This window comes from Enterococcus sp. 5B3_DIV0040 (genome assembly GCF_002140755.1).
GTDB classification, from domain to species: domain Bacteria; phylum Bacillota; class Bacilli; order Lactobacillales; family Enterococcaceae; genus Enterococcus_D; species Enterococcus_D casseliflavus.
The window spans coordinates 403534-425379 of the sequence record NZ_NGLC01000001.1 but is presented as its reverse complement, the minus strand read 5'-3'; the positions used below and the strand labels follow the sequence as shown (position 1 = coordinate 425379).

General features: G+C 44.4%; 16 protein-coding genes. 3 read left to right on the top strand and 13 right to left on the bottom strand.

The window, feature by feature from the left end:
• Positions 1-19 precede the first annotated feature (19 nt).
• Together A5883_RS02105 and A5883_RS02100 are read right to left on the bottom strand one after the other, a co-directional pair.
• Positions 20-967: a carbohydrate ABC transporter permease gene (locus A5883_RS02105; RefSeq protein ID WP_086337921.1), complete on the bottom strand. Its 948-nt coding sequence runs from the start codon at positions 965-967 to the stop codon at positions 20-22.
• Between the two features lie 12 nt (positions 968-979).
• Positions 980-1921, bottom strand: a complete 942-nt coding sequence (locus tag A5883_RS02100) for an ABC transporter permease (RefSeq protein WP_015510289.1) — start codon at positions 1919-1921, stop codon at positions 980-982.
• Between the two features lie 234 nt (positions 1922-2155).
• Between A5883_RS02100 and A5883_RS02095 the strand changes: the two genes are divergently transcribed.
• Both A5883_RS02095 and A5883_RS02090 read left to right on the top strand, forming a co-directional pair.
• Positions 2156-2761: a DUF624 domain-containing protein gene (locus tag A5883_RS02095; RefSeq protein ID WP_086337920.1), complete on the top strand. Its 606-nt coding sequence runs from the start codon at positions 2156-2158 to the stop codon at positions 2759-2761.
• Positions 2762-2771: 10 nt separating this feature from the next.
• Entirely contained in the window at positions 2772-4556 is a 1785-nt protein-coding gene (locus A5883_RS02090; RefSeq protein ID WP_086337919.1) for a sensor histidine kinase, read from the top strand.
• A 58-nt stretch (positions 4557-4614) separates the two neighbouring features.
• Here the strand turns inward: A5883_RS02090 and A5883_RS02085 are convergent, their stop codons facing one another.
• The 7 genes from A5883_RS02085 to xylB form a co-directional block, all read right to left on the bottom strand.
• Complete coding sequence (locus A5883_RS02085; protein ID WP_086337918.1) at positions 4615-6078, bottom strand: glycoside hydrolase family 43 protein; 1464 nt, start codon at positions 6076-6078, stop codon at positions 4615-4617.
• The gene (gene yicI / locus A5883_RS02080; RefSeq protein WP_086337917.1) at positions 6079-8349 is read right to left on the bottom strand and encodes an alpha-xylosidase; all 2271 of its coding nucleotides are present in this window, start codon (positions 8347-8349) and stop codon (positions 6079-6081) included.
• A complete protein-coding gene (locus A5883_RS02075) occupies positions 8346-9245 on the bottom strand; it encodes an ROK family protein (RefSeq protein ID WP_086337916.1) in 900 nt (299 codons plus the stop codon). Before A5883_RS02075 ends, yicI begins: the two co-directional genes overlap by 4 nt.
• 137 nt (positions 9246-9382) lie before the next feature.
• Complete coding sequence (locus A5883_RS02070) at positions 9383-10792, bottom strand: response regulator (protein ID WP_086337915.1); 1410 nt, start codon at positions 10790-10792, stop codon at positions 9383-9385.
• A 36-nt stretch (positions 10793-10828) separates the two neighbouring features.
• Positions 10829-12295, bottom strand: coding sequence for a glycoside hydrolase family 1 protein (locus tag A5883_RS02065; RefSeq protein ID WP_086337914.1), 1467 nt, complete (start codon positions 12293-12295; stop codon positions 10829-10831).
• A 141-nt stretch (positions 12296-12436) separates the two neighbouring features.
• On the bottom strand, positions 12437-13744 hold the full coding sequence (gene xylA, locus A5883_RS02060; RefSeq protein WP_086337913.1) for a xylose isomerase: 1308 nt from the start codon (positions 13742-13744) through the stop codon (positions 12437-12439).
• A 117-nt stretch (positions 13745-13861) separates the two neighbouring features.
• Positions 13862-15358 carry a xylulokinase gene (gene xylB, locus A5883_RS02055; protein WP_086337912.1) on the bottom strand — a complete coding sequence of 499 codons (1497 nt, stop codon included), beginning with the start codon at positions 15356-15358 and terminating at the stop codon, positions 13862-13864.
• A 250-nt stretch (positions 15359-15608) separates the two neighbouring features.
• On the opposite strand from xylB, the gene A5883_RS02050 reads away from it, so the two are divergent.
• Positions 15609-16787, top strand: coding sequence for an ROK family transcriptional regulator (locus A5883_RS02050; protein ID WP_015510297.1), 1179 nt, complete (start codon positions 15609-15611; stop codon positions 16785-16787).
• Positions 16788-16842: 55 nt separating this feature from the next.
• On the opposite strand, the gene A5883_RS02045 is transcribed toward A5883_RS02050, so the two are convergent.
• From A5883_RS02045 to A5883_RS02030, 4 genes are all read right to left on the bottom strand, one after another.
• Complete coding sequence (locus A5883_RS02045) at positions 16843-17676, bottom strand: carbohydrate ABC transporter permease (protein WP_005228444.1); 834 nt, start codon at positions 17674-17676, stop codon at positions 16843-16845.
• On the bottom strand, positions 17677-18588 hold the full coding sequence (locus A5883_RS02040; RefSeq protein ID WP_086337911.1) for a carbohydrate ABC transporter permease: 912 nt from the start codon (positions 18586-18588) through the stop codon (positions 17677-17679).
• A gap of 128 nt (positions 18589-18716) precedes the next feature.
• On the bottom strand, positions 18717-20042 hold the full coding sequence (locus tag A5883_RS02035) for an ABC transporter substrate-binding protein (RefSeq protein WP_005228442.1): 1326 nt from the start codon (positions 20040-20042) through the stop codon (positions 18717-18719).
• Positions 20039-21655, bottom strand: coding sequence for a glycoside hydrolase family 43 protein (locus tag A5883_RS02030; protein WP_074933200.1), 1617 nt, complete (start codon positions 21653-21655; stop codon positions 20039-20041). Before A5883_RS02030 ends, A5883_RS02035 begins: the two co-directional genes overlap by 4 nt.
• Between the last annotated feature and the right edge of the window lie 191 nt (positions 21656-21846).

Below are 21846 nucleotides of genomic sequence, written 5' to 3'. Positions count from 1 at the left end.
CTTCCTGTTTTGTTATTATCTACCCTTTGACCGCTCCTAGCATAATTCCTTTTACGAAGTATCGTTGGAAAAGCGGATAAATAAACATAATTGGTAACACTACGATCACTGAAACGGTCATCCGAATCGATGTCGGTGTTTGTGTCGTGGCTGCTGAGGCCACACTAGATAACGCACCGCCAGAATTTTTGACCATTTGGGCTAGTGAATTAGCTTGATTGATATAGGTATACAGCAAATATTGCAGTGAATAAAGGCTCTGATCGGTGATATAGATCAACGTATCTTGGAATGAATTCCACTGGGCGACTGCCGAAAAAATCGCAACAGTTGCTAAGATCGGCATACAGTTCGGCAAAATGACTTTGAAGAAAACTTGCAGAATGTTCGCTCCATCGATTTCAGCTGCTTCCTGTAACGATTTGGGAATCGATTCAATATAGGTTTTCACCAAAATGATATTAAACGGTTGAACGATCGCCGGCAAAATATAGACCCAAAAGTTATTTGTTAAGCCAAGGGTTTTCATGGTGATGAACATTGGGATCAGTCCTGCATTAAAGTACATGCTGATAATGATAAAGCGATACCAAAATTTTCTTTTCCACATTTTTTCTTGCGTGAACATGAAGCCGAGAAAAGCAGAAGCTAGTACTGTACAAGCCGTACCAATGACTGTTCGGGCAACCGATACGATGGCCGCAGCGGTCAATCCGCTTAATTGAAACACTTGCCGATAATTTTCAAAATGAATCCCTTTTGGTACAAACCGAACATCGCCTAATGCACTTAATTCGTTGTTGCTGATTGAATTAATGATTAGATAATAAAAGGGATAAGCGCAAATCAACGTGATCAAAACAAAAAATGTATAGTTTAAAATCGTAAATGCAGCATCGCCTTTGCTGCGCGCTTCTTTTGTTTTCTTTTTGGTTCGTTTTCGATTGAGATTTTCTGATAATTCCATGACTATCCCTCCTTAGATGATCGATGACCCTCTGATTTTCTTTGATGCAATATTAACGATTGCCAAAAGAGCGACGCTGACTAAGCTTTTCAACATACTGATGGCAGTTGCTAATGACAAGCTATTGCCGCCGAGACCGATATTATAGACATAGAGGTCCAGTACCTGGATCGTTTCTTTGTTAAAGGCATTTTGGAATACAAAGTACTGATCCATCCCGTTATTAAGCAAATTAGCAATCGACAACATCAACATGACTAAAAACGTAGGCATCAACGCTGGCAGCGTGATATGACGCATCAATTGGAAGCGGCTGGCGCCATCAATTCGCCCGGCTTCATACAATTCAGGATCGATCCCAGCAATCGCCGCTAAGTACATAATTGCTCCCCAGCCCAAACCTTTCCAGATGTTCCATAAACACATCATCAGCCACGTATGATTGCCGCTGTCTAAGAATTTGATTGGATCTGTGATCAGTCCCCACTCTTCAAGTAGTGTGTTCAATAGGCCCGTCGTAGAAAAGAGACTGAAAGCAATGGTATAAACCAACACCCAGCTAATAAAGTTGGGCAATGTAGTCAACGTCTGCACCAAACTTTTAAACCACTTCCATTTGACTTCATTTAAGAGAATTGCAAAAGCCACAGGGAAAATCGATGTAGCAATACCCAAAAAGCTCATCGCAAAAGTATTTTTCATGACTTGCACGATCTGTGCGACTTGCGTTTCACTTGAAATCAGCATGCGGAACCACTTTAATCCGACAAACTCACTTCCTGATAATCCTAACGCCGGCTTGTAATCAAACAATGAATAAATCCATCCGTGTAAAGGAAAATAAGCAAATAAAAATACTAAGCAAAGAAAAGGCAAGACGCAAAGGAACATGATCTTTCCTTCTCGATTTGCTCTCTTGCTGATAACCGGTTCTTTATTTCTTCCAATCTCCATTTTCATCCCCCTCGCATTGTAAACGCTTTACTTTAATTATCCTATCATCTCATCTTCTATTTGCCATCTGACAAAAATGGACTTTGATACGTACATTTTAGACATTCTAAACAACTGCTTGTCCAGAAACCTTATCAAACCAGCATTTAACATGAAAAAACAATTTTGATAAGGCTTTCAAAATAACTGATTTACATGTAAACTACAAATAACATCAACGAGGAGGAACACTTAATGAAGTTCAAACCAGACAGTACGTTTCATCAAGTAACGACGACACTCATCCATTTCATTTTTTTAAATATTGTTTATCTTTTATTATGTTTGCCCGTCATTACCATTGGCTGGGCCACATCCGCTCTATATGAAGTCTGTCTCAACTATGCTGATGGTGAAAGAGGCGAATTGATACCTGACTATTTCCGAGCCTTAAAAAGCAATTGGAAACCAGCAACTGTCGTATTTTTTGTCTTGCTTCTACCATTGGTAATCTTGATTTTTAGTATTAGCTTCTGGTTTTCCCTCAAGACACTCTTTGGCGGTATCGTTGGCGTAGTTGCTTTGATTTTAGGCAGTTATTTCTTGATCGTGCTCATTTATAGCTTGGCATTGGTCGGTCGATATGACACGTCGATCAAACAAACCATTAAAAATGCGATGCTGCTACCGCTGGTTGAACCACTGCGTTCACTGATGCTGCTATTAATACTAGTGATCACCCGTGCATTATGGTTATTCGTACCGTTTTTTAGAATACTCTTTCTGTTCTTCGGAATTGCTTTTGTTATCTACTGCAGTTGTTTTCTCTTATTAAAGATTTTCACCAGATATCAAGCGTGAGGATGATTGAATGAAACATTCCTTTGTAAAACACCTCAACCAGTTCTCTATTCGTCGGCAGTTGTTTATTATCTATCTGCCGATTATTATTCTTTCGACCGTCACTATCGGTTTGATGTTGGTTTGGGACTCTACCAAACAATTGACTGGCAATTATCAGCATCTTACAGAGCTGAATGCTCAGCGTGTCAAATCTATTTTGTTTGATACAACTAATACCTTGACTAACTCAGCCAGCACGCTTTCTAATGATACGCATTTACGCACGATTTTGACAACTTCTTTCTCAGAAGAACAAGAAGCAGCTGATACGATCAGTGAGTATGAACGTATCGATGAAATACGAAGTTTACAAACTTCGATTGCTGATTTGACCATCTATACTACAAATGAGACCATTCCAGATTACAAGTTCTTTCGCCAAGCGGATGATGCGATCAAAGAAAGCCTCTGGTACCAACGAGCAATGAAACAGCCGGATGCTTTTTTAATGACCTCTGAACAAGAGGGGGAAATGAATCGGCTCACCTTATATAAAAATCTTCCCCTGCCGCTTTCTGAGGAAAGAGCTGTTTTAGCCATTCAAGTGGATTACAATTATTTAAGTAACCGACTTCGTAATTCTTCCTATAAATTAGAATTGCAACTGAACGATGATGTCAACTTTTACAGTGATACGATCAATCAAGTCGGAGAACCAATTCGTTTTTCAAGTGATTCTGAACTAAGTACAGCAGATACCTTCCTCAAGAAAAATGATGATCGTTTTCTGATTGCAAAAAGCACCTTACCCATGAGTAACAAAGAAGACATCATCACGATTTATAGTGCGGATACAAATGCCTATCGCAATCTACGCACTAATCTGATCCGGTGGAGCACGATCGTTTTGGTGATTTTGATCACTACTTTCATCATCGTCTTTCTCTTTGCTCGATTCTTTACCAAACGAATCTCTCAACTGCAGCAGGCGGTCTACTTTGCCTCGATCGAGGATTATGATTTCTTTCAAAATATCAGCGGCGAAGACGAGATTTCACAGATCTCTCTTGATTTCCACAAGATCATTCAACGAATCAAGAAAAAAGAAGAAGAGATCTACCGTTCACGTTTGGCACAGCAAGAGCTGTTGACTCAGCAGCAGCAAATGGAATTTAATATCTTAGCGGGGCAGATCAACCCCCACTTCTTGTTCAATACATTAGAAACGATTCGTATGATGGCGCTGACTTCTGGCAATTCTGACGTCGTTTATGCCATCAAGTTACTGGCAAAATCGATGCGCTATACGCTAGAAGCCCACGGAACCAAGCGAACGAGTTTAGAAGAGTCCTTAGATGCGGTTCACGTGTATGTCAAGATCCAGCGGATGCGCTTTGGCGATCGAGTCAACTTTTCCTATTCAGTCTCCAATGAGATCGACCAAAAAGAAGTCCAAATATTGCCCCTCCTGATTCAACCATTGGTGGAAAATGCCATCTCCCATGGTTTGGAAGGCATCACCTATCCAGGGTTTGTCCGTTTGACGATCACCAAAGACGGCCATGATCTGGTGATCGTGGTACAAGACAACGGCAGCGGGATACCGCCAGAAAAACTCGAACACTTGCAGCAAAAAATCAAGACGCCCTCCACCCATGCCAAAAAGAACATTGGGCTAGCCAACGTCAATCATCGGGTCAAAATGTTTTATGGACCTGAATACGGCTTGACGATCGAGAGTGTGCTGGGCAGCGGCACACAAGTCACCTTGCGGATCCACGATCTAAGCCAAGATTCATCTTCTCCTCACTAAAACAGCAAAGCCCCCCTTCGATTCCTGTTTCAGAAATCGAAGGGGGGCTTTTGATTGATTAGAAATCCCGCACACGAAGGGTTTGTTGGGATGAAGAGGCGCTGGCATAGCAGCCTACCATGATCCCAGTAAAGACACCACCAACTTCAGTAGTCAGATATTTTGTTTCTCCACTGCCTAAAGGCTGTGCTTGTCCTTGCTCATCAACAACAGAAAAACGATAAGTTTCTTTATCGGCGCTCAGCTGCAAGGTGACTGTATCTGCTGCATAAGGCAGTTTCTTTTCCACTTTCCATAGGGAGCCGATTTGTCGGCGGAAAACTAGCTGCTGACTGGACGCCGTTTTTTCCAGGTATCCCTCATAGTGATGGGTGGCATTTAAGAAAACCGTCAATCCCGCTTGTCCATCCGTTAGTTGCCGACAATCAAAGGTTGCTTGAAATTGTTGATCAAAGGCGGTTTGCCGTTGGAACACAGCCGCAAGTTTGCCTTGATCAGACAGACCCGTCTGATTAGGATGCAGCAAGAAGCCATGCGGCTCTTCTTCAATCAACGTCGGGTCCCATTCGAATAAAGTCACGTAATCAGGCTTGCTGCTCTTCTTTTGTGTTTCCTTTGGTGCCGCTGCTGTGTCTACCTGAATGGTTTCTGGTAGATGACCTTCCTCGCCAAACACCGGCCATGGGTTTGACCAGTCCACTGGCAGCAGGCATGTTTCCCGCCCTAACAAATGCCTCAAAGGATAGCTGATGGGGCGTACTGCTAGACAGACTGCCCACCAGTTGCCTTTAGTATCTTGCACGAGATCCGCATGCCCTGCGGCTTGCAGTGGCAGATTCGTACTGCGATTGGTCATCACTGGATTGTTGGGGCATGCTTCATAGGGTCCCGTCAAGGAACGGCTGCGGGCCATGGTCAGCATATGCCCATAGGACGTTCCGCCTTCGGAGATCAACAGGTAGTAATAGCCGTCTTTTTTATACAAGTGGGGGCCTTCTGGATCAGCCGCTCCGCTGCCCGTCCAAATATTTTGCCGCGGGCCTAGTTCTCCAGAAGCCAAATCGATCGTCCGCAGATAGATCTCCTTATGGGTGCCTAAGTAATAGGTCTGCCCATCGTCATCTACGAAAATCGTCGGGTCGATCCCAGGGGTGTCCAGCCAAATCGGGTCAGACCATTCACCAGCAATGTCATCCGTCCAAATCAGAAAGTTGCCTTCTCCTCCTTCGTTTGCGCCAACGTTAGTACAAACGAGGTAAAAGCGGTCCTTGATGAAACGCAAGGTTGGGGCATACAGACCAAAAGCATTGGGATTTTTCGTCGGTAGCTGCAACTGCTCAGGTCGCGAAAGTCCATGGCCAATCAGCTGCCAGTCTGCCAAGTTTTTACTGTGATAGATTGGTAATCCAGGAAAATATTCAAAGGTACTCATCACCAGATAAAAGTCTTCACCGACACGGCAAATACTGGGATCTGGATGAAATCCAGGTAAAATTGGATTCGTGATGGTTCGCATGGGCATCTAAAACTCCTTTATCGTGGTTTGGTCAGCCGTCAGCTCATGGCTCGTTTTTCCAGCAGTCGTGTGTATCTGCAAGGATGCTTGCTGGATGCCAGTCAGCTTGACGATCAGTTCTTGATCGACTCTTTCGACAATGACCTCGCCAAGCCACTCACCGTGGTGATCATAGATAGCGGCAGCGGTCTTGTCTTGCGGATCAAAAAGATGGATCGTTGGCTGTTGGGCATAGTCATAGACTGCTTTGGTTTGTTCATGGCCTTCGATAATGACTTGATTTGGTCGGACTAACAGTGGCAAGTGGAAATAGTCATAGGTTTCTTGGTACCAGCGTCCGCCCTCGTATGCTTTGCCAGATAAATAGTCGATCCAATGCCCCTTCGTTTTCGGTACGTAAAAGGAGACTGTTCCTTGATCATTAAAAATGGGCGCCACTAAAAGGTTTTCCCCCAGCATGTATTGGCGATCCAAATGATGGGTCATCTCGTCTTCAGGAAACTCTAAGACCATTGCCCGCATCATCGGAATCCCCGTTTGAGCGGTTAGCACCGATTGGGCTTGCAAGTAAGGCATCAAGGACAGTTTTAACTTGGTAAAGGCTTTAGCTACCGCCACGGCTTCGTCGTCATAGACCCATGGCACTTTGTATTCCCAGCTGCCATGGTAACGGCTATGGGAAGACAGCAGACCAAATTGTGTCCAGCGCTTGTAGAGGTCTGGAGTTGAGCCAGCTTCAAACCCTGAGATATCGTGGCTCCAATACCCAAAGCCGCCTAACCCAAAGGACAGACCTGCCCGCAGCGACTCTGCCATCGATGGATAATCTGAGGTACTGTCGCCGCCCCAGTGTACAGGCAAGCGTTGTGAACCAACCGAAGCTGCCCGCGCAAAAACGATGGCTTCTTCTGCTCCCTTGACTTCTTTCAGCAAGTCAAAGACGACCTTATTGTATAGATAGGCGTAATAATTGTGCATTTTTTCTGGATCAGAGCCATCATAGTACACCGCATCGGTGGGAATCCGTTCACCAAAATCCGTTTTGAAGCAATCCACACCCATGTCTAATAAGGCACGCAGCTTGCTGTTGTACCAAGCGATCGCTTCAGGGTTGGTGAAGTCGACGACCGCCAAACCAGCTTGCCATTTGTCCCATTGCCAGACATCTCCATTGGCGCGTTTCAAAAAGTAGCCATTGGCCATCCCTTCATCAAACAAGGGTGATTTTTGCCCAATGTAAGGATTGATCCAGACACAGATTTTCAATCCTTTGGCTTTCAAGCGCTGCAGCATTTTTTCAGGTTCTGGGAAAGTTCGTTCGTCCCACGTGAAGTTGCACCACTCATATTCTTTCATCCATAAGCAGTCAAAATGAAAGACCTCAAGAGGGATATCACGTTCTGCCATACCGTCTACAAAAGACGTCACGGTTTGTTCATCATAATCCGTCAAGAACGAGGTACTTAGCCACAAACCAAAGGACCACGCAGGCGGCAGCGACGGTTTCCCCGTCAAATCAGTGTAGCGCTGAATCACTTGTTTTAACTCATCGCCGGCAATCACAAAGTACTGCAGCGATTGTCCTGGATTGCTGAATTGAACACGCGAAACTTTTTCACTCCCCACTTCGAATTGCACACGATCTGGTGAATTGACAAAGACGCCATACCCTTTATTACTTACATAAAAAGGAATATTTTTATAAGCTTGCTCTGTACCAGTGCCCCCGTCGGCATTCCAGATATCAACACTCTGGCCGTTCTTCACGAAATTTGTAAAGCGTTCCCCTAAACCATAGATCGTTTCTCCCACATCCAGGGTCAACTGTTCGCTGATATGGGTATTTGCTTGCGGATCGATCACTAAGGCTTTGCTGCGAGGCTTGCTTTGGGTAATCAGCTGTTCTTTGTAATAAAACGAAGCTGTCACATTTTCCTCTTTGGTGATTACGACTTGCAAGTCTCCCGAGCGAAAAACATATGATTGCTCGTCTTCTGAAATATCAGGAGTGATCGCTTCTGTCATCAATTCAAAATCGGGGGCTTTGGCTTGGACCCCTTTATAGTTATAGAGGGTGATCCCAATGATATTGCTTCTAGGGGTAGTGACTTCCATCGTTAACAATCCGCCATCCAGCGTTGCCCCATTATGTCCGACATAGCTATAAGGCAGATATAAAACCAATTTGTTTTCTTCTTTACGGGCATCGTAGACATGCACCGCAAATTTCACATCAAATCCTTCACGAAATAACCAACCGCCATCTGAAAATTTCATTTTTTTCCTCCTTGTTGGATCAATGTCAACGCCCCTAACAGACCAGAATCATTATAGTAACGACAAGTCTCGATCGGCACTTGGAAATCTGGCCAATGGGGGTTCTCATTGATTGCTTGTTTGATTATAGCTAATAGATCAGGGTGTTGGCTGATGCCGCCGCCGATCAGTATTTTTTCGGGATTCATCGTGACAGCTAGGTTGTAAATCGCAAGTGCGACATAACGTGCCCACTGTTTCAGGATCTCCTGCGTTTCAGGATCACTCGACCGATGTTGCATGATGGTTTCGCCTAAAATCTCCTCTGATTCAGGAATCGCTTTTGCCCGCCGATAGGCAGCAATCAGTCCTCTCGTTGAAGCTAGATCATGGAGGGTCGCAAAAGAAGATGCTTGAAAATCAGTGATCATCATTCCGAATTCTCCTGCCCGAAACCCATGTCCGTGAATCAACTGGCGCTGATGAACGAGCGCGCCACCAATACCGGTGCCTAGTGTGATCATGACAAAATCTTGTACGTCAGCAGCATTGCCGGTAGAAAGTTCTGCTAAAGCAGCACATTTCGCATCATTTTCGATCCAGATCGGATAGGACTTGTTTAAACGCTGCTGCAGCTCTTGTACAACAGCACAGCCGTGTAAAGGAGCCAACGCCCCCGCCATGATCGCTCGGCCATTGACTGAATCAATGAAACCAGGAAAACTCAGCCCGATCCCTTCGATGACATGCACTTGCTCGACTTCTTTTATTTTGGCAGCTAAGGCAGCAAAAAATTCATCCCGCGTATTACTCGGGGTTTTGATTTTGCCTCGGTCCAGCCATTGATTCTTCTCGGTAAAAACCCCGAATTTGATATAGGTCCCCCCTACATCAAAGCACAGGCGTACATCTGTCATTTCTCCTCCTCCGTTCGAAAAGCGCTTACAGTTTCATTTAAATTATATAAAAGAAAAAAAAGAAAGCCTACCAAGCAATTTAGTCATCGTTACCCTAAAAAATAGATGTCCGTAGAAAATCACGGACATCTTTGTGGTTATTCATTTTTCCGAAACTCATTCGGTGAAACCTGATGGTATTGTTTGAACTTTTTGTAGAAATAATCAACATTGCTGTAGCCCACCAATTCAGCAACTTCGTAGACCATTAGATTGGAATGACGCAAGATTTCCACCGCTTTTTCCATTCGTACTTCATCCAAGAACGCCAAATAATTTTTCCCAGTTTCTTTGCGAAACTTCTTGCCTAGATAGGCACTATTGTAATTGAAACGTTCCCCGATTTTTTTCAAGGTCAAATCTTCTTGATAATGCTTTTTCGTGTATTGGATCAATTCTGCAATGATATCGATTTGGTTCAAACTGCTGGCGACTGTTGCTTGCAAGTCTGCTAGTTTTGCGGTGATCACCTCTTGCAGCATTGGAAACGTCTGGGCGAGAAAAATCTGCTGATGTACTTCGTCTGTCGACCATTCGATTGCTAAGGCTACTTTTTCACTGATTTGATGCTGCAGCCATTCGATGTCACCATTGATTTGCCATTTGATTTCTTCTTCCAATGCCAATGAATGATAAAAGGTTTGATAATAGCGGGATAACGGCTGTTCTAACGGATCGTTTGCCAAAATCGCCTTGACTAATTCTTCACGCAAATCGCTTCGCTCTTCTGCTTCTTGCGTCGTATCCAAAACATGGTGAGAAATGACTTGATTGGGAAATAAGAAAATCAATTTACTCAATGTCTGGATATCGATCATCAATGGCTTCAAGTTATCTTGCGCCGCAAACCAGCGGGAGATCAAGATTTCTTGGTGAGCCATTTTTTTACGGCACCACGCATCGATCGCCTCGTCGGGAAAGCGCTCCTCGTTTAACAAAACCAAATACCGATGATGCCGATGGATCAAGGTGACGACTTGCGCCACTTGCTCCTGCAATTTCTCAACCAGCTTTTGGGCATCTGCCTCCTCGGAAAGACGCAATAGCTTGATGGCTTGTGCGTCTTTGATCCCCGTTTGATCCCCGCCAAACAATTTCTCCATCAACTGACTCTTCTGATTTTTCTGCTGATCGGTCTTGGCTTTTTGATCGATTTTCGTCAAAATACCGATCAGCTCTTCTTCATCAACTGGTTTCAGCAAATAGGTCACAGCGCCCAGTTGCAAAGCTTGCTTGGCATAGTCAAAATCTGAGTAGCCGGATAAAATAATGGCAAAAAACAAAAGCCCTTCCTCCGATGCTGCTTGCACCATCTCAAGACCATTTTTTCCCGGCATACGGATATCAGCGATCACAACGTCTGGCTTCAATTCACGGATCATTGCCAAGCCAGCTTCGCCGTTTTCCGCCGACCCGACGATTTGATACCCCAGACGTTCCCAATCGATGATCAGAGGTAGCCCATTTCGGATCGATGCTTCATCGTCAACGATCAACACTTTACGCATTTTCCAACCTCCATTTTCAGCTACTCCTTGGTTACATCATGTTTCACTTGTCAAACTTGCCCCGTTGGTGCGAATCACCTCTTGATACCAATAAAAACTATCTTTCGGGATGCGCGCCAACTGACGTTCGCTTTGATTGTCGCGATCGACATAAACAAACCCATAGCGTTTTTTGTATCCATTCAACCAACTCAGTAGATCTGTAAAGGACCAAGCACAATAGCCGATCAGCTCAACCCCATCCGTGATGGCCTTTTGCAGTTCCACCAGATGTTCCTGCAAATAGGTGATGCGATATGGGTCATGGATCTGTTTGTCTTCTGTCAATTGATCGATAGCGCCTAACCCATTTTCAGTAATAAAAATCGGCAAGTCATAATTGGCTTGGATGCGGCGCAAGGCTACACGGAAACCAACGGGATCGATCTCCCAGCCCCAATCTGTTTTTTTCAAGTGAGGATTTTCTGCTGTCGCAAACATGGTTTCTTCGGGTGAGAACTCACCAGCTGCCGCTTGCATCAAATACGGATCGACTTTAGAAAATTCTTTCTTTTCAGCTGACTGCTTTTGCAAATTGTTTTGCTGGGCCGTCCCACCGTGATAGTAATTGATTCCTAAGAAATCAGGTTTTGCCTGTTTTAATAGTGCTTGATCTTCTGGAGTGACTTCAGGAGCCAAGCCAACTTTGGCTAATTGCTTGTAGACAAATTTCGGGTATTCGCCTTTGCAATAGACATCTAAAAACCACGCGTTGTTGAAGGCTTCGCCATTTTCTGCTGCTAGCACATCTTCTGGGTCACAGCTAAACGGATACATCGGTCCATAGCCAAAACTTGGGCCGATCTTGCCCTGAGGAACCAGCTCATGGAACAAATTGATCGCCTTAGCATTGGCAAGGTTGATGATATGATTGGCTGCATACATCCGTTTTAAGTCCTTCAAGCCCGGCGGATGTGCCGCCCAACGGTACCCAAGAGAAGTGAAGACATTTTGTTCATTCATGGTGACCCAATAGGTGACTTTCTTTCCTAGGCGTTCAAAAAGGATTCGGCAATAACGTTCAAATGCTTCTGCTGTTTCTCGGCCTTCCCATCCTTGGTATTTGTCTTGCAAAGCCTGGGGAAGGTCCCAATGATACAGCGTCAAAATCGGCTCTACTCCTTGCCGAAGCAATTCGTCCACCAGCTTTTCGTAAAACGCCACACCCGCTTCATTGACCGCGCCTTCGCCATCAGGCAAGATTCGCGACCACGCCACGCTGAAGCGATAGGCTTTCAAGCCCATTTGCTTCATCAAATCAACATCTTCTTTGTACCGATGGTAGTGATCGATCGCCACTTTGCCGTTGGTTTCCTCAAAAGTATTGCCAGGAATTTGGGCATAGGTGTCCCAAATCGACGGACCTTTGCCGTCTTCTGCCCATGCTCCTTCAATTTGATAGGCCGCCGAAGCTGCCCCCCATAAGAAGTTTTCTGGGAAAGGATCTAAGTTTGTGTGAAACATCAAGTTGCCTCCTTCATTTCCTAAACCGAAATAAATCGGTTACATTTTATCGTATCATAATTTGGTTGATTCGTAACAATTGCCAAAAGATATTTTTTAGGTGAAAAAACTGCCGCTCCTCAGAACGACAGTCGTTTCTTATTAAAACAGGTAATCATTCAAACGAGATTTCACATATTCAATGTGGCTGGATTCTAATTCGATTTGATCATGCGCCAATGCGTAATCTGTCAGTGTTTCTAAGTTTTCCTCATCAGCAACGATCTTCGCTCCGATGCCTTCTTGGAAAGAGGCGTATCGTTTTTCCTTCAATTCGTCTAAGAAGCGGTCTTCTTTTAGTTTCGCTGCTGCTTTCAACGCTCTGGCATACGTATCCATGCCAGCGATGTGGGCTAACAACAGATCTTCCATTTCAAATGACGAACGACGGACTTTAGAATCGAAATTGATTCCTCCCGGCGCAATGCCGCCGTTTTCTAAGACTTCGTATAAAGCAAGTGTCGAGTCAAAGACGTTGGTTGGGAATTCATCCGTATCCCATCCTAACAGCATATCTCCTTGGTTGGCATCCAGTGAGCCTAATGCGTTATAGCTACGGGCAACGGCGATTTCATGTTCAAAGGTATGGCCAGCTAATGTTGCATGATTGGCTTCTAGGTTTAATTTGAAATCTCCTTCTAAGCCGTAGTGCTGAATGAAGGCCATCGTTGTCGCTGCATCAAAATCATATTGATGTTTTGATGGTTCTTTTGGTTTCGGCTCTAATAAGAACTGAGGTTTATGACCGATTTTTTCGCCATAAGCGATCGCCATTTTGAATAGACGGGCGATGTTGTCTTGTTCAAATTTCATGTCTGTATTCAACAAGGTTTCATAGCCTTCACGGCCACCCCAGAAGACATAGTTTTCGCCGCCTAATTTTTTCGAGATGTCTAAGCCTTTTTTGACTTGGGCTGCCGCATACGCATAAACTTCCGCATTATTGGTGGAAGCAGCGCCGTTATTGAAACGAGGATGTGAGAACATATTTGCTGTATTCCATAATAGTTTGATTCCCGTTTGTTCCATTTTTTCTTTGATCAAATCGGTGATTTCGTCTAAGTTTTGGAAAAACTCTTCTAACGTTTCTCCTGCAGGCGCCACGTCTACATCATGGAAACAGAAGAACTCTGCCCCTAATTTTTCGCAAATCTCGAAGAAGGCTTCTACTCGATTTTTCGCCGTTTCCATTTCGGTGTCACCGATCCACGTCCGTTTGTTGACAGGTGCGCCAAAAGGATCAGAACCGTCTTGCGTCATCGTATGCCAATAGGCGATTGCAAAACGTAGATGATCTTTCATTTTCTTGCCTAATACAACTTCTTCGGCATCGTAGTGGCGAAATGCAAGCATATTGTCTGTTTTAGGACCTTCGTAGCGGATTTTTTCGATCTCTGGAAAATAAGTCATTGTTGTTGCCTCCATTTTATGTTTTTTAGTGTAATAAACTAACTTACTTGTTTCCAATCATTTAGAACCAAAAACGATTCCTCGCTTTGATCATGTAGATTGCCTGCTGCCATTACGCTACTCGATTTGCGCCAATGCATGGCAGATAGGGGCGGTTTGTTGGTAGACGGTGCGGTAGATCGTATAAATTTCTTGGTATTTGGCGACATTTTCAGGAATCGGTGCAATGGCTTTGCCGTATTTGACAAAGGCGTTAACACAGGCAGCTGCATCTGGATAAATGCCACTGCCGATTGCTGCCAGCATTGCTGCGCCCATACCTGGACCTTGCTCAGTAGACAAAGTCAGCATTTCTGCATTAAAAATATCGGCTTGCATTTGCAGCCATTCGGCATTTTTCGCACCGCCCCCCACAGAAACGATCTGGGTGAATTTCCGCTGTGCCCGTTCTTCCATGATCATTTGGGAATCTTTTAAAGAGAAGGTAATCCCTTCTAAGACCGCACGACTGAAATGCTTTTCGCGATGCCGTGTGTCGATGCCGATAAAACTACCCCTGATTTGGCTGTCGGTATGCGGTGTGCGTTCGCCCACGATATAAGGCGTAAACAGCAGGCCTTCTGCCCCTGGGTTTACCTCACTGATCGCTGAAAGCAATTCCTGAAACGATTGGTTGGGGGCAAACGTATCACGATACCAGCTTAAGGAATTTCCAGCGGCTAACGTGACCCCCATTGAATACAACTTGTCTTTGATCGCATGACGGAAAAGGTGTAGATCTCCTTGATAATCAACCTCTTGCGCTTCTTCAAAGGATAAGAACACACCGCTCGTGCCAATCGACACCATGCCGACACCTTCGGCGATGATCCCTGAACCTAATGCAGCACAGGCATTGTCTGCGCCACCTGCATAGATCGTCACCTCTTGTTCAAAGCCAAAGGCTTCTTGCAGCTCTTTTCGCATTTGCCCTACAGGCGCTGCTGATTCAAAAAGCGGCGGCAGTAAATCCGATGCGATTGCGAATTTTTCTAGAATGGCTTCAGACCAGCACTTCTTTTCGATATCCAGCAGTAACGTACCCGCTGCATCGGAATAATCCATCGAATAGTTACCAGTCAGCCAAAAAGCCAAGTAGTCTTTTGGCAGCATCATGTGACGAACTTGTTGCCAATGTTCAGGCTCGTGTTCTTGGACCCATAAAATTTTTGGTAAGGTGAACCCTTCCAAAGCAACATTCTTGGTGATTGCTTTTATTTCCTCTCCAAAGGATGCCATGATCGCTTGGCATTGTTTGGTGGTCCGAACGTCATTCCATAATATTGCCGGACGAATGACTCGGTTTTCTTCATCCAATAAAACAAGACTATGCATTTGCCCAGAAAAGCTGACGCCGATCAATTCCTTTTGCAGCGTTGGAAGCTGCTGGATCAAGGTTTTGATCACCTTATCTGCCGCCTCTTGCCAGTGCACCGGCTCTTGCTCACTGAACCCCGGTCTAGGGGATGACAATGGATAGTCAGCACTTGCTGTTCCTTGGAGTTCCCCGGTTTGATCAAAAACTAAGCCTTTTAACGCACTTGTTCCTAGATCCAACCCTAAAAAATAAGCCATCTCTTCTCTCCTTCCTCTGTTTGAAGCAGTTAACCATTGACCCTTAAGTGGTTAATTAGCATTCAAAACTAACTAATTGGATAGTAAACGATTCTCGCATTCCTGTCAAGCGCTTTCAACGAATCTTTCATGGTTTTTCCTTCTCAAACTGCTGCTCCTACATTCTGCGTCTTTTCTTTATTCTTCAGCTTGCACAATATTAATTTGCACGGTAAACTAACACTAATCACATCTACGAAGAGGAGAACACATGATTATCAATAAAATGGGCATACGCGAACAAAATGAAGCTGCTGTATTGAAGACGATCATTGACAATGAAAATGTGTCACGAGCGGAAGTGTCAAATTTGACCCATCTCAATAAAGCGTCTGTTTCTCAAATAACCAAAAAACTGATCGACACGGACTTCGTGCGCGAAGTCGGCATTGGTGATTCCACTTCGATCGGTGGTCGCAAACCGATTCAATTGCAATTCAATCACCGTAGCAGCTTAGCTGTTACCTTTGACATCGGCTATAACTATGTTCGAGGGATGCTCTCTTATATCAATGGCGAGATGATCGCCTCTGCCGACCATTCCCATGAATTGATCACCAAAGAAAATGTACTAGCGACGATCGATTCCATGATGAAAGAGTTTTGGCCGCAAATGCCGCAAACCACTCATGGATTAGTAGGAATCTGTTTGGCGATCCACGGCATCGTTCACAATCAGACGGTCACCTTTGCCCCCTACTACGACTTGGAACACTTTGATTTGATCGCCCCTTTGAGCCAAAAATACAATACGGCGGTCTATATAGAAAACGAAGCCAACCTAACGGCTTTAGGCGAGTACTGTTTTTCTTCTGATTCCACGAATTTACTGAGCGTCAGCGTCCATAGTGGGATCGGTGTCGGAATCATCGTTGATGGGCAGCTGCAAACCGGTACTCACGGCATGGCGGGGGAAGTTGGTCATTCTACGCTCTTCCCTCACGGCAACTTGTGCCCTTGCGGCAATCGAGGCTGCTTAGAGCAATATGCGTCGAACAAAGTCTTGTTTGACACCTACAGTCACTATACAAAAACTGCGTTCGTTAATTCGGATACCTTTGCACAAGCCTATCATGCCGGAGAAAAATCAGCAGTCGAATTGGCGCAACAAAATGTTGAGTTTCTTAGTATTGGGCTAAACAATGTCATCACTTTTTCTGATCCCGAAGAAGTCTATATCAACAGCTCGGTCTATCGCAAAATTCCTGATTTATTACTGGCGCTGCAACAAAAATTGACCAGCCAGTTCACCAAAAACACGAAGATCAAAAACAGTCGATTAGGCGATCAGGCCCCGCTGTTTGGCGGCAACGTTTTAGTGGCGAAACATTTCTTGAATATCAACGATTTGCGCTTTGCGGCACTTGATCTCTCCCGTGTGATCCGTTAAATGAATGCTGGACTGAAGACTCAGTCCAGCGTTTTCTTTTGGTAAAAAGGTCTCACTATCCTTTGATTCCGCCAGCCGTCACACCGCCCACGATGTATTTCGATAGAAACAGGTAAATCAGCAATAAAGGAATAATACTTAAGGAGATCCCTAGATACATACTGCCAAATTCAGTACGGTAAACATCCGTTTTCAGCAATTGGACCAGCATCGGCAACGTATACTTTTCCGTATCGTTGATCAAGATCAAGGGCATCAAGAAATTATTCCACGAGGTCACGAACGAGAAAATCGCCATGGTGGCTAAGCCCGGTTTCATCAAGGGCAACATGATGCGATGGAAAATTTTGATTTCGCCGGCTCCGTCCAAACGAGCAGAATCTGCCAAATCAGGATGATAGATCGTTTCTAAGTATTGCTTTAAGAAAAAAACGGTAGCAGGTGATGCGATCGCTGGTAAAATCAATGGCAGAAAATTATTTAAGAGCCCTAAGCGATTCATAAATTGATAAAAACCGATCATGCTGATTTGCTGAGGAATCATGATCAGCCCAAGAATGACAGCAAACAGGACTTTCTTGCCACGAAACTCATAGGCGATCACGCCATAAGCTGTCAATGCCGAAAAATATACATTGAGAACGGTAGCGCCAGCCGCAATCAAGAAACTATTTTTAAACCCATTGAAAACATTGAAGCCTCTGCCCATTAAGACGGACCAGTTGTATTGGAGATTACCGCCTGGCCACAAGGACAGCCCTTGCTGGATCTGTTCTGCTGAACGGGTCGCATTGACTAAGACGACCCAAAAGGGCAGAATACTTAAGATGGTCAGCAACACCAAAAAGACATAGATCAACAATCGTTTTGCCCGATAGCTATTTTCCATTTATTTTCGCCCCACTTTGCTATTTTCTTTGAAAAATTGAAACAATAACGTGCTTAATACGATTGAAAGTACCAGTAATAGCACCGACGCGGTTGCGGCAATGTTGAAATTCCGACTCCCGGTAAAGGCTTGGTTGTAGATAAACATCGTGATCGTTAAGACACTATTGTTGGGATTGCCGTTTGTCAGCAAAAAAGGAATGTCGAACATTTGCAAGCCGCCAATCAAAGACGTCACCAATGTATAAAGCAAGATTGGTTTTAACAAAGGCAGCGTGATCTTGCGGAAAATTTGACCATCATTGGCTCCATCGACCATTGCTGATTCAAAAAGAGCATCATCAATGCTCAAAATGCCCGAAACCAAAACGATCGTGGTCTGACCATACCACATCCAAAATTGGATAAAGGAAACGATCAGCCGAGTGCCCGTTTCACTACGGAAAAAGTCATAGGGCTGGTCCAAAACACCGAAATGCTGCAAGACTAGGTTGATCGGACCTAACGGAAAACTGAACAAAACGAAAAATAAGATTGCTACTGAAGCGGCAGTAATGATGTTGGGTAAGTAAAAAGCGACTTTGAAGAAGCCTTTCCCCCGCAAGCGCAACTTGATATTGGTAAACCATGCCGCCAGCAACAGAGCCAAGCCAATTTGAGGAACAAAGTTTACGCCCCACAAAATAAAGGTATTGCTGATGGATTTTAAAAATAACGGGTTGCGAAAAATCGCAAAATAGTTATCCAGTCCGACAAGATTGGCAGCTGGATTCCACCCTTTTAGATCCGTAAAGCTTAGGTAAATCGTATAGAGAATTGGATAAAGCTGAAAAACCAAGAATGCTAGAAAAAATGGTGCGATAAATAATAGCCCATAGCGATGATACTGTTCAAATCTTCTCTTATTCTGCATCGTAATCCCCCTGATATTTATTTCTTCTACTGCCAACTTCTGCCTGTAAAGACAAGCCATTTGAGCAGCGCATAATACCTAGAAAAGGTTGAAACCGACCCCGTCTTCGGTGCCGGTTTCAACAACACCTAATCTACTTGAACATCTGGATAAGCATTGACGACCGCATCTTTAAAGTTTTGGATTGCCGTTTCCTGATCCACTTCACCTTTTGAATATGGTGTCAAACAACTATCCGTAAAGAGGGTTTCAATCGTCTGGTCATACTCGGTCAGAATTTTCGCGTTGATGTCTTGAACCATATCGGCAAATTCTGCATAGTGGTTTTGACCGCCTAAAAATTCCTCTTCATATTCGCCTTTAATTTCTTCAACGACTCGCTCATTTGATACAAAATCACCGGTATCTTCGGCCCATTGTTTTAAAAATGCTTGATCTGTGGTCAAGTAAGCCACCAATTGCGCAGCTTCTTCTTGCATCTCAGAATTTGCCGTAGCACCGATCCATGTGCCGCCCCAGAACCACGACGACGGTCCTTGGATCATGCGCCAGTCGCCTTCTGTTGAGCTGGAGTTATCGGCAGCTGTCGCATTTGGTTTTAACCAATAGTGCAGTCCCCATGTCGGCAAACTATAACCAAATACATTGTCGCCATTCATTCCAGCAAACCAAGCTTCTGATTGTCCTTCTGTATCTTGTGTCAGGCCTTCTTCTACAAATTTTCGTGATACATCCAACAAGTCATACAAACTGTCGTCGATCACTAATTTGCCGTCTTCAACCCAGCCATGTTCGCGTTGACCATAAAAAGGCTTTGCCAAATCTTGGACACTAGAGATCATATAGGTGGTTCCACCACTTTTTTCTTTGACTGCTTTGGCTTGCTCATAGAACTTGTCGTAGTCTGACAATGCCGCTTGCGCAGCCGCTGGATCATCGATCCCTAGCAGCTCTTCTGCCATCGATGCCCGGTAATAAAAACCGCCAGGAGCAGCTTGCCAAGCCAAGGCATGAAGAACCCCGTCTTTTGAAGTCCCTACGTCTTTGACATATTGATACGTATCTGCCGCGGCTTCATCAAGCCCCAGTGAACCAAGGTCTGCCATCATACCTGATTCCACATATTTTTTGACAAAGGCAGATTCTAAAGCAATCACATCTGGTGCATCTTTGGAACCGAGAATCGGATCGAGCTTGGTCTCGAATTGGTCAGAAGGAATCTCCACGATCCGAATGTCATAGGCCAAGTCGTCATGCGCCGGCAAATAGTAATCATTGATCATCGTTGATAATTCTGAAGTAAAGGTCCAAACCACGAGCTCATCCTTGCCACTACTTCCCGTTGCGCTATTATCTGAGCTGCTGTTTCCAGAACCATTCCCGCAACCACTAAGCATAAAAGCTGCTAAGCCCGCTACTGACGCTGTTTGTAAGACCCGTTTCCAATTTTTCATCTTTCTTCCTCCTCGATTTTTTGATAGTCAAATGAATCAAAATCAGCCGCCAAACGATTGCCGGTCGTATCGATCGCAAACATCCCTACAAAAGCCCCTGTAAAGAATCCACCGTAATGTTCTGCTACATAGTCGTCAGACAATTGCAAGCTGTCAAATAGCTGATCGATGACCTGCCACTCTTTTTGATCAAACGAGTACGCGTATTGATAGTGGGCATAATGAACGATCGTTTTGAAGTAGACTGTTTGTACATCGGCTGGTATCACAACTTCTGGTGCTTTTTGACTCTTCAGTTGGCCCTTCTCGCTTGCCAATACAGTGATGATTCTGCCTTTCGTCTCATCATGAGTGATGTAGATCGCCGACCAGTTTTGTGTATTGTAGTAATTCGTCATGCCTGCCAACTGTAGAAACGAGGTCGGTGAAAATTCGACGGCAGTCGTTGCTTCGAAACGAAAATCGCTCCATCTTCTTGCCACCAGTGCTTGATGGAACAAGGAATTGAACGACTCTCGCCCATACAAGCGCAAGTACCCTGGTCGTGCGGTCAAACTACCGATTTCCTCAGAAAAAGGAATCCGCAAGGTTTGAAACACTGGTGCCAACGACGCCTCTTCAAAATCATCAAAGCCTGATTCTGTTTCCCACGGATGTTCGGGCAGCTGTGGCTGTGGGACTTCCTCTTTTGGAAAGTTTCCGCCTGTGATATACGGCCAATCATTTTCCCAATAAACAGACTGGATCGCTGTTTCTCGTCCGAGCGGGCAATAGCCGCGATTTTCTAAGAGGGGCGTTTCGGGATACTTCAGCGCTCGCCCTGTTAAGTGAACAAAATACCATTCATCGGTCTGCGTTTTCACAAATGAACCATGGCCAGCTTTTTGTAGCAGGATCTCTGGCTGTCCCCAGGAACTGATCAGAGGGTTTTGAGGATGAACTTCATAAGGCCCTTCGATGTGCGTCCCACGAGCGATGGTACTTGCATGTTCAAACTTGGTGCCGCCTTCTGCCGTCAATAAATAATAATAGCCGTTCACTTTATACATAACCGGTGCTTCCGTCAATTTGCGCTCTGTTCCTTTGAAGATAATTTTGGGCTGCCCCACCAATTTCTTGGCTTGCCAATCAAACTCTTGGAGAGCGATCCCGTAAAAGGAATGGTTTGTCGGGCGATAATCCCAAACCATGTTCAGAAAATATTTTTTGCCGTCGTCGTCATGAAATAACGAGGGATCGAAACCAGAAGAATTCATATAAATTGGTTCTGACCAATCCCCATCAATGGTTTCACAGGTGATCAAATAATTGTTCACATCTTTCCAACTATTAGATTGTGTTTTGACATCTGAATAAATCAACCAAAAACGACCATCACTGTAACTTAAGTTTGGCGCCCAAACGCCCCCAGAATCTGGGTTTCCTAGCATATTCAACTGACTGACACGATTGACTGGTGTACTGATCAAGCGCCAGTTCTTCAAATCCTTCGAATGGAAGATGCGCACACCTGGAAACCATTCAAAGGTCGACGTAGCAATGTAATAATCTTCACCTGCACGACAAATACTCGGGTCTGGATGAAAGCCTGTTAGTATCGGATTGGTAATCAAAAAAATTTCCTCCTCTTTCCCTTTTTGGCATTTTGTGATTCAACTGAGTGTCAGTAGGAATGAGCTTCATTCAGTTAGTAAGTTTTCTTTACTAATATACCTAACAAAAAAAAGAAACTTACTGCTGCAGCTCATTTTAAAAATATTCACTAATCATTGTTCTATTTACTTTCTTCAGCTGAACTGTCATA

What these genes read in the sequence shown, in the direction of transcription:
- yicI (WP_086337917.1), bottom strand. Translation starts at nt 8,349, where the DNA reads ATGAAATTTTCAGATGGCGGTTGGTTATTTCGTGAAGGATTTGATGTG.
- A5883_RS02100 (WP_015510289.1), bottom strand. Translation starts at nt 1,921, where the DNA reads ATGGAGATTGGAAGAAATAAAGAACCGGTTATCAGCAAGAGAGCAAAT.
- A5883_RS02090 (WP_086337919.1), top strand. Translation starts at nt 2,772, where the DNA reads ATGAAACATTCCTTTGTAAAACACCTCAACCAGTTCTCTATTCGTCGG.
- xylA (WP_086337913.1), bottom strand. Translation starts at nt 13,744, where the DNA reads ATGACTTATTTTCCAGAGATCGAAAAAATCCGCTACGAAGGTCCTAAA.
- A5883_RS02070 (WP_086337915.1), bottom strand. Translation starts at nt 10,792, where the DNA reads ATGCGTAAAGTGTTGATCGTTGACGATGAAGCATCGATCCGAAATGGG.
- A5883_RS02075 (WP_086337916.1), bottom strand. Translation starts at nt 9,245, where the DNA reads ATGACAGATGTACGCCTGTGCTTTGATGTAGGGGGGACCTATATCAAA.
- A5883_RS02065 (WP_086337914.1), bottom strand. Translation starts at nt 12,295, where the DNA reads ATGTTTCACACAAACTTAGATCCTTTCCCAGAAAACTTCTTATGGGGG.
- A5883_RS02050 (WP_015510297.1), top strand. Translation starts at nt 15,609, where the DNA reads ATGATTATCAATAAAATGGGCATACGCGAACAAAATGAAGCTGCTGTA.
- A5883_RS02040 (WP_086337911.1), bottom strand. Translation starts at nt 18,588, where the DNA reads ATGCAGAATAAGAGAAGATTTGAACAGTATCATCGCTATGGGCTATTA.
- A5883_RS02095 (WP_086337920.1), top strand. Translation starts at nt 2,156, where the DNA reads ATGAAGTTCAAACCAGACAGTACGTTTCATCAAGTAACGACGACACTC.
- xylB (WP_086337912.1), bottom strand. Translation starts at nt 15,358, where the DNA reads ATGGCTTATTTTTTAGGGTTGGATCTAGGAACAAGTGCGTTAAAAGGC.
- A5883_RS02085 (WP_086337918.1), bottom strand. Translation starts at nt 6,078, where the DNA reads ATGCCCATGCGAACCATCACGAATCCAATTTTACCTGGATTTCATCCA.
- A5883_RS02035 (WP_005228442.1), bottom strand. Translation starts at nt 20,042, where the DNA reads ATGAAAAATTGGAAACGGGTCTTACAAACAGCGTCAGTAGCGGGCTTA.
- A5883_RS02105 (WP_086337921.1), bottom strand. Translation starts at nt 967, where the DNA reads ATGGAATTATCAGAAAATCTCAATCGAAAACGAACCAAAAAGAAAACA.
- A5883_RS02045 (WP_005228444.1), bottom strand. Translation starts at nt 17,676, where the DNA reads ATGGAAAATAGCTATCGGGCAAAACGATTGTTGATCTATGTCTTTTTG.